At 70.5% G+C, this 6,793-nt stretch carries 7 protein-coding genes; all 7 read left to right on the top strand.

Annotated elements, in window-relative coordinates; genetic code table 11:
* The first annotated feature begins 223 nt into the window (after window positions 1-223).
* The 7 genes from C1I98_RS09560 (at window position 224) to C1I98_RS09530 (ending at window position 6,783) form a co-directional block, all read left to right on the top strand.
* Window positions 224-1,258, top strand: a complete 1,035-nt coding sequence (locus C1I98_RS09560) for a polyprenyl synthetase family protein (protein ID WP_111166717.1) — start codon at window positions 224-226, stop codon at window positions 1,256-1,258.
* 254 nt (window positions 1,259-1,512) lie between these two features.
* Window positions 1,513-2,100 (top strand): pyridoxamine 5'-phosphate oxidase family protein, encoded by a 588-nt coding sequence (locus C1I98_RS09555; RefSeq protein WP_233507604.1) that lies wholly within the window; start codon window positions 1,513-1,515, stop codon window positions 2,098-2,100.
* A 4-nt stretch (window positions 2,101-2,104) separates the two neighbouring features.
* The gene (locus C1I98_RS09550) at window positions 2,105-3,256 is read left to right on the top strand and encodes a globin domain-containing protein (protein WP_111166715.1); all 1,152 of its coding nucleotides are present in this window, start codon (window positions 2,105-2,107) and stop codon (window positions 3,254-3,256) included.
* Window positions 3,257-3,309: 53 nt separating this feature from the next.
* Window positions 3,310-4,209, top strand: coding sequence for a sulfotransferase family protein (locus tag C1I98_RS09545; RefSeq protein WP_111166714.1), 900 nt, complete (start codon window positions 3,310-3,312; stop codon window positions 4,207-4,209).
* A gap of 56 nt (window positions 4,210-4,265) precedes the next feature.
* Window positions 4,266-5,153, top strand: a complete 888-nt coding sequence (locus tag C1I98_RS09540; RefSeq protein ID WP_111166713.1) for a sulfotransferase family protein — start codon at window positions 4,266-4,268, stop codon at window positions 5,151-5,153.
* Window positions 5,150-5,629 (top strand): hypothetical protein, encoded by a 480-nt coding sequence (locus C1I98_RS09535; protein WP_111166712.1) that lies wholly within the window; start codon window positions 5,150-5,152, stop codon window positions 5,627-5,629. Before C1I98_RS09540 ends, C1I98_RS09535 begins: the two co-directional genes overlap by 4 nt.
* Complete coding sequence (locus tag C1I98_RS09530) at window positions 5,626-6,783, top strand: glycosyltransferase family 4 protein (protein WP_111166711.1); 1,158 nt, start codon at window positions 5,626-5,628, stop codon at window positions 6,781-6,783. The genes C1I98_RS09535 and C1I98_RS09530 overlap by 4 nt, the downstream gene beginning before the upstream one ends.
* Window positions 6,784-6,793 lie beyond the last annotated feature (10 nt).

The following is a 6,793-nucleotide window of genomic DNA, read 5'->3' as shown; positions in this document are numbered from 1 at the left end:
GGTCGTCTTGACCCTCACCCTCGACTAGTGGTTCACGGTCCTTTGCGTGAAGTATCACATGATCTACCAAAGGTGAACAAGATCTACCAAGCTAGTGTTCTAAGGCTAATAATCGGGATTAGTGTCTTTGGTAACTGTGTGTAGCTATATGGCCACGCGCGCATATGCGGGGTACTTTGGGGATCTTCGGTAGCAGAGCGCACGTCGAACGTGAGGTTGCTTCGTGGCACTAGACGCCTCTCCGGCCTTTCCCAGGTCAGTCGCGCGAACCCACGCCCTGGTGCGGCCGGCGCTGCACGAGGCGGTACGCACTCTGCACCCGTGGCAGGCGGAGATCGCCTCCTATGCCTTCGGCTGGTCGGGCGAGGCGGAAGGACGGAGCGGATCGGGTGGGAAGGGGCTGCGGCCCGCGCTCGTGGTGCTGTGCGCGGAGGGCGTCGGCGTGCCCGCGGCCACGGCCGTCCCCGCGGCGGTGGCCGTCGAGCTGGTGCACGCCTTCTCGCTGATCCACGACGACATCATCGACGGCGACGAGCGCAGGCGGCACCGCGAGACGGTGTGGAAGGTGTACGGCGTCGGCCCCGCGCTGCTGGTGGGGGACGGCCTGCTGGCGCTGGCGATGCGGACCCTCGCGATGGCCCCCGGGTCCGAGCGGGCCACCCGCCACCTGTCCGCCGCGCTCATGGAGATCGTCCACGGGCAGGCCGACGACGTGCTGTTCGAGGAGCGCGCCTGGACCGGCGGGGAGGCGGTCAGCGTCGAGGAGTACGCCCGGATGGCGGGCAGCAAGTCCGGCGCCCTGTTCGCGTGCGCCGCGGCCCTGGGCGCGGTGCTCGGCGGCGTGCGGCCCGCCGTGGTGGAGCGGCTGACCGCGATGGGCCGGCATCTGGGCATCGCGCTGCAGATCGTGGACGACCTGCTCGGCATCTGGGGCGAGCAGGAGGTGCTGGGCAAGCCGGTGCTCAGCGACCTGCGGCGGCGTAAGAAGACCTTGCCGGTCGTGGCGGCGCTGACCGCGCCGGGCGTGCCCGCACGGCGGCTCGCGGGCCTGTTGGACGACGCGCCGCGCGAGGGCGGTCAGGAAGCGCTGCGCGCCGCGGCGCGCCTGATCGAGGAGGCGGGCGGCAGGAGGCTGGCGGAACGGCAGGCCGACGAGCACGTCAGGGCCGCGCTGCGGATCGCGGGCGAGGTGCTGGACCCCTCCGTGGCGGCCGACCTACGGGCATACGCCGCGTACTTGATACGTCGCGATAGGTAGCGCAGCGTACAGGATTTCGGACATTTCACCTATCATCGTCACTATGAGTAAATGTGGCAGTTTCTCCGGCGAGAAGCGTTTCCGCAGATCAGACTGAACTTCTCAAGTTTTGTACGGATCCATGTGGTCATGGTTTATGATCCATCACTTATTGCGGCATTAGCCGGCGCCCGCAGCCTTATGAGGGGGGAGTGCGAGTGGGGCACGACACGCGAACGGACGACTGCCACCTGCCCGGATCACATGGAGAGCACGTGCTGCAGTCCTTGTTCGCCACCGGGGAACGGGCCGAGAACTTCTACCGCCGCCAGTTCACCGAGCGCCTGACGCACGAGATGCGGGAGTTCATCGCCCGCCAGGAGATGGCCTTCGTCGGCACCTCCGACGCGGCCGGCAACTGCGACACCACCTTCCGATCGGGCCCGGCCGGCTTCGTGCGGGTGCTCGACGACAGCACGCTCGTCTACCCCGAGTTCCGCGGCAACGGAGTGCTGGCCAGCCTCGGCAACATCCTGGAGAACCCGCACATCAGCCTGCTTTTCATGGACTTCTTCGACGACCTCGCCGGCCTGCACGTGAACGGCAGGGCCACCATCACCACCGCGCTGGACGCCGCCCGCCGCTACGGCCTCGCCGACGACGACCGCACCTCGCCGGGCCGCCGCGTCGAACGCTGGGTCAAGGTGGACGTGGAGGAGGCCTACATCCACTGCTCCAAACACATCCCCCGGCTGGCCAGGAAGGACCGCAAGGACGGCCCCCGGCCCGCGGCGGGCGACCACTTCGGAGTGGCGAGGGCGCGCGCCGGGGCGTCGCCGCGCGACGGAAACGGGCCGCACTGACGCCATGGCCATCGACACCGCCCTGATCCGCCGTAGCTGGTCCCTGGTCGAACCGCGCTCGGGCAAGGTCGCCGCCGACTTCTACGCCCTGCTGTTCTCCCGCTTTCCGCAGGTCAGGGGCATGTTCCCGGCTGCGATGGACCTTCAGCGCGATCGTCTGCTGCACGCGCTCACCCGTGTGGTGCTGAGCCTCGGCGAGATCGAGGGGCTGAGCACCTACCTGGGGCAACTCGGCCGCGATCATCGCAAGTACGGTGTGGTGCCCGAGCACTATCCGATGCTCGGCGCCTGCCTGATCACCGCCATGCGGGTGAACGCGCAAGGGGCGTGGCTGCCCGCCTACGACCAGGCGTGGGCGGCGGCCTACGACCTCATCGCCCGGGTGATGAGCGAGGCGGCGGAGCGGGACTCGCACGCGTCCCCGCCGTACTGGACGGCGACCGTGGTCGGGCACGAGCTGCGCTCCCACGACCTCGCGGTGATCGTGCTGCGGCCGAGCCACCCGTACCTCTTCCAGGCCGGGCAGTACACCACCGTGCAGACCAGGCAGTGGCCCAGGGTGTGGCGGCCCTACTCGATCGCGAACCCGCCCCGCGAGGACAACCTGATCTCCCTGCACGTGCGGGTGGTCCCCGGCGGCTGGGTCAGCACCGCGCTCGCCCACCGCACCGCCGTGGGCGACACGGTGTTCCTCGGACCGCCGCGCGGCTCGATGGTGCTCAGCCGGTCCACCGCCTCCCACCTGGTCTTCATCGCGGGCGGCACCGGCCTCGCGCCGTTCAAGGCGATCATCGAGGAGACCGCGTGGATGCACGAGCGGCCCTCGGTGGACCTCTTCCACGGCGTACGGCTGCGCAGCCAGGCGTACGACCTGCCCGACCTGCTGCGGCTGCGCGAGCAGCACGGCCGGATGAGGTTCGTGCTCGCGGTCTCCGACGATCCGGCCCACCCGCCGAGGGAGAGCGTCGCCGACACCGTCGCCAGGCACCGCCTCCCGGCCGACAGCGAGGTCTTCATCTGTGGTTCCCCCGGTATGGTCCAGGCGTGCACCGCGCGGCTGCTGCGCATGGGCGTATCGGGGCATAACGTGCATATGGAAGCCGTGGACCAGAGCGGGCTCGCGCTGCCCTGGGCCGCGCCGTCGGTCGGCCGCTAACGCACAGGTGCAGTTAACCCTCTGGTAACCGGCGCTTTCTAATCTGCATGGCCATGAGCTGGAAGCGTAAGGTCAACGCGACCCTGGAAGGGATCACCGGTTACAACCTCACGAGGGCCGAGCGCCTGGCGCGCAAGCCGCCGCCCGCCCCGCGGGTTCCCCGGTCGGCCCTGCTGCCGCCGCGGATGGCCGGCGACGAGGTGCGCGGACCGGCCGACGCCGCCGACCGGCTGATCCCCGACCCGGTGTTCGTGCTCTCCGCGGTCAGGTCCGGCTCGACCTTGCTGCGCGTCATGCTGAACAGCCACTCCCAGATCCACGCGCCGCACGAGATGCATGTGCGGCGGATCACCGTCAACCTCCCCACCGAGCCGGTCCAGCAGGCCATGCGCGCGCTCGGGCACACCCACAGCGACGTGGAGCACCTGGTCTGGGACCGCATGTTGCACCGCGAGCTGGCCAAGAGCGGCAAGCGCATCCTGGTGGAGAAGACGCCGAGCAACGTGTTCGCCTACCGGCGGCTGGCCGCCGCCTGGCCCGAGGCGAAGTTCATCTTCCTGCTGCGCCACCCGCTGTCCATCGCCACCTCTTGGCACGAGGCCGACCCGGAGGCCCGGCCGATGCCCGAGGCCGTCCGGCACACCTACCAGTACATGAAGTACCTGGAGGAGGCCATGGGCGAACTCCCCGGCCTGCGCCTGACCTACGAGCAGCTGACCGGCGACCCCGCGACCCACACCAGGCGCATCTGCGCCTTCCTCGGGGTGGAGTGGGAGCAGGGCATGCTGCACTACGGCGACCACACGCACGGTGACTTCGTCAAGGGCATCGGCGACTGGCGGGACAAGATCCGCAGCGGGACCGTGCAGCCGGGCCGCCCGCTGCCCGCCGAGGACGAGATCCCGCCCGAACTGATCGATGTGTGCCGGAGCTGGGGGTATCTTTCCGCGTAGCAGAAAATCGGGGTTACCCAGGCAACGCTCAGGATCCGTTGTTAACCTCCCCGTTCATGAATTGGAAGCGCAAGGTCAACGAAACCGTCGGTGGACTGACCGGTTTCCGCTTCAGCCGCGTCCAGGGCACGGCCGCGGCCGCCGCTGAGCACGCGGCGGCGACCCTGCCCGCACGGCCCGCCACCGCGGCGGACGAGCTCGTGCGCCCGCCCGCCGATCCCGAGCACGACCGCCTGGTCGCGCCGGTGTTCGTGCTGTCGCCGGTCCGGTCGGGATCGACGCTGCTGCGGGTGATCCTGAACGCGCACACCCGGATCCACGCCCCGCACGAGCTGCACGTGCGGCGGCTGACCGTGGGGTTCGGCACCTCGCTCGCGGAGAAGGCCATGGACGCCCTCGGGCACAACCAGGCCGACCTGGAGCACCTGCTCTGGGACCGGCTGCTGCACCGGGAGCTGGTGCGCTCGGGCAAGAGCGTCATCGTGGACAAGACCCCGGCCAACGCCTTCGCCTACAAGCGGCTGCGCACCTGCTGGCCCGGCGCCCGGTTCATCTTCCTGCTGCGCCACCCGGTGTCCATCGCCACCTCCTGGCACGAGGCCGCCCCCGACCGGCGGGACATGGACGCCGCGAGTGCCGACGCACTGCGCTACATGAAGGCGGTGCAGCGCGCCCGCACCGCGCTGACCGGCCTGACCGTGCGCTATGAGGACCTGACCGAGGACCCCGCGCGGGAGACCCGGCGCATCTGCGAGTTCCTGGACGTCGAATGGGAGGCCGGGATGCTCGAATACGGTGGGGAGACCCGGTTCGTCAAGGGCCTCGGCGACTGGAAGGACAAGATTCGCTCGGGCGCCGTGCAACCCGGGCGGGAGCTTCCCCGGCCGGAGGACGTCCCCGCCGCGCTGAAGGAGATCTGCCTCGCCTGGGGTTACGCCGCATGACCGAGCGCATGACCGAGGGGGACGAGCAGCCCGCCCCGCACGCCGAGGTGGAGCAGGTCTGGCCCGAGGACGGCGAGATCCGCGTGCTGGGCCGCCTGCACGGACTGACCGCCGCCGCCCCGCAGCGGGGCTGGCTGGTGCAGTGCGCGCTGCGCGGGCCGCGCGGCCTGAGCCTGGAACACCCGGCGTCGGTCTCGGGGGAGGCGTTCGAGGCCGTCGTGCCCATCGCCGCCCTGGCCCCGCCCGAGGCCCCCGGCAAGGGCGTCTGGGACCTCTACCTCGTCCATCACCTCGTCCACGGCGGCGAACGGCTGCGCGTGGGACGCCGGCTGGACGACATCCGCGCCAAGAACACGATCATGATCTACCCCGCGCAGACCTTCCCCGCGGACGGCGGGCGGGTCGACGTGCGCCCCCGCTACACGGTGCACGAGAACCTGTCGGTCGACTACCAGCGGGTGACGGAGACCACATGAAGATCCGATACCTGCTGCTGCACGCCTACGGGATGGGCGGCACCATCCGCACGGTGATCACCCAGGCCAACGCGATGGCCGCGGCCGGGCACGACGTCGAGGTGGTCAGCGTCGTGCGGCGGCGCGAGGAGCCCCAGTTCGCCATCGACCCGCGGGTCCGGCTGGCGGCCCTGGTCGACCAGCGCGCGGGGGTGCGGGAGCCGAGCCTGGCCGCCCGGCTCGCGCGCAGGCTCCGTGGCGGGGCCGTGCCGAGGGGCGAGTTCGCCGCCCACTATTTCACCCCGGCCGTCGAACGTGCGGTCGCGTCCTATATCGCCGGGCTCACCGACGGTGTGCTGGTCACCACCCGCCCGGCGCTCAACCTGCTGTCGGCCAGGCACGCGGGCCGCGGCGTGGTACGGGTCGCCCAGGAGCACATGAACCTCTCCACCCACCGGCCCGCCGTACGGGACGCGGTGCTGCGCAACTACGCGAAGTTCGACGCGGTCGTGGTGCTCACCGAAGGCGACCGCAGGGAGTACCAGGAGGCCATCCCCGGCGCGCGGGTGGAGCGCATCCCCAACTCGGTGCACTCCCTGGAGCAGCCCTTCTCCGACCAGAGCGGCAAGATCGTGCTGGCCGCCGGCCGGCTGTACCCGCAGAAGGGCTTCGACATGCTGCTGCCCGCCTGGGCCGAGGTCGTGCGCGACCACCCGGACTGGCAGTTGCGGATCTACGGCACCGGCCCGCGCAAGGACCGGCTGCGCGGCCAGATCGAGCAGCTCCGGCTCTACAACCACGCCTTCCTGATGGGCCGCTCGGAGCACTTCCACGACGAGCTGACCAAGGCGTCGGTGTTCGTGCTCAGCTCCCGGTTCGAGGGGCTGCCGATGGTGATGATCGAGGCCATGTCGCACGCGCTGCCGATCGTCAGCTTCGACTGCCCGACCGGCCCCGCCGACGTCATCACCCACGGCGAGGAGGGCCTGCTGGTGCCGCCCAAGGACGTGCCCGGCCTGGCCGCGGCGCTGAAGACGGTGATCGGCGACCGGGAGCTGCGCGAGCGGATGGGCGCGCGCGCCGCCAAGACGGTCGCGGCTTACGCCCCGGCCTCGGTCATGCCACGCTGGGAGGCGTTGTTCTCCGAGCTGAGCGCGGCGCGATCCGGGCGGTGACCGCCGCGCC

This window comes from Spongiactinospora gelatinilytica, assembly GCF_003236385.1.
Lineage (GTDB): Bacteria > Actinomycetota > Actinomycetes > Streptosporangiales > Streptosporangiaceae > Spongiactinospora > Spongiactinospora gelatinilytica.
Note: the sequence above shows the minus strand (reverse complement) of the source record. Positions and strands in the feature narration are given on the sequence as shown.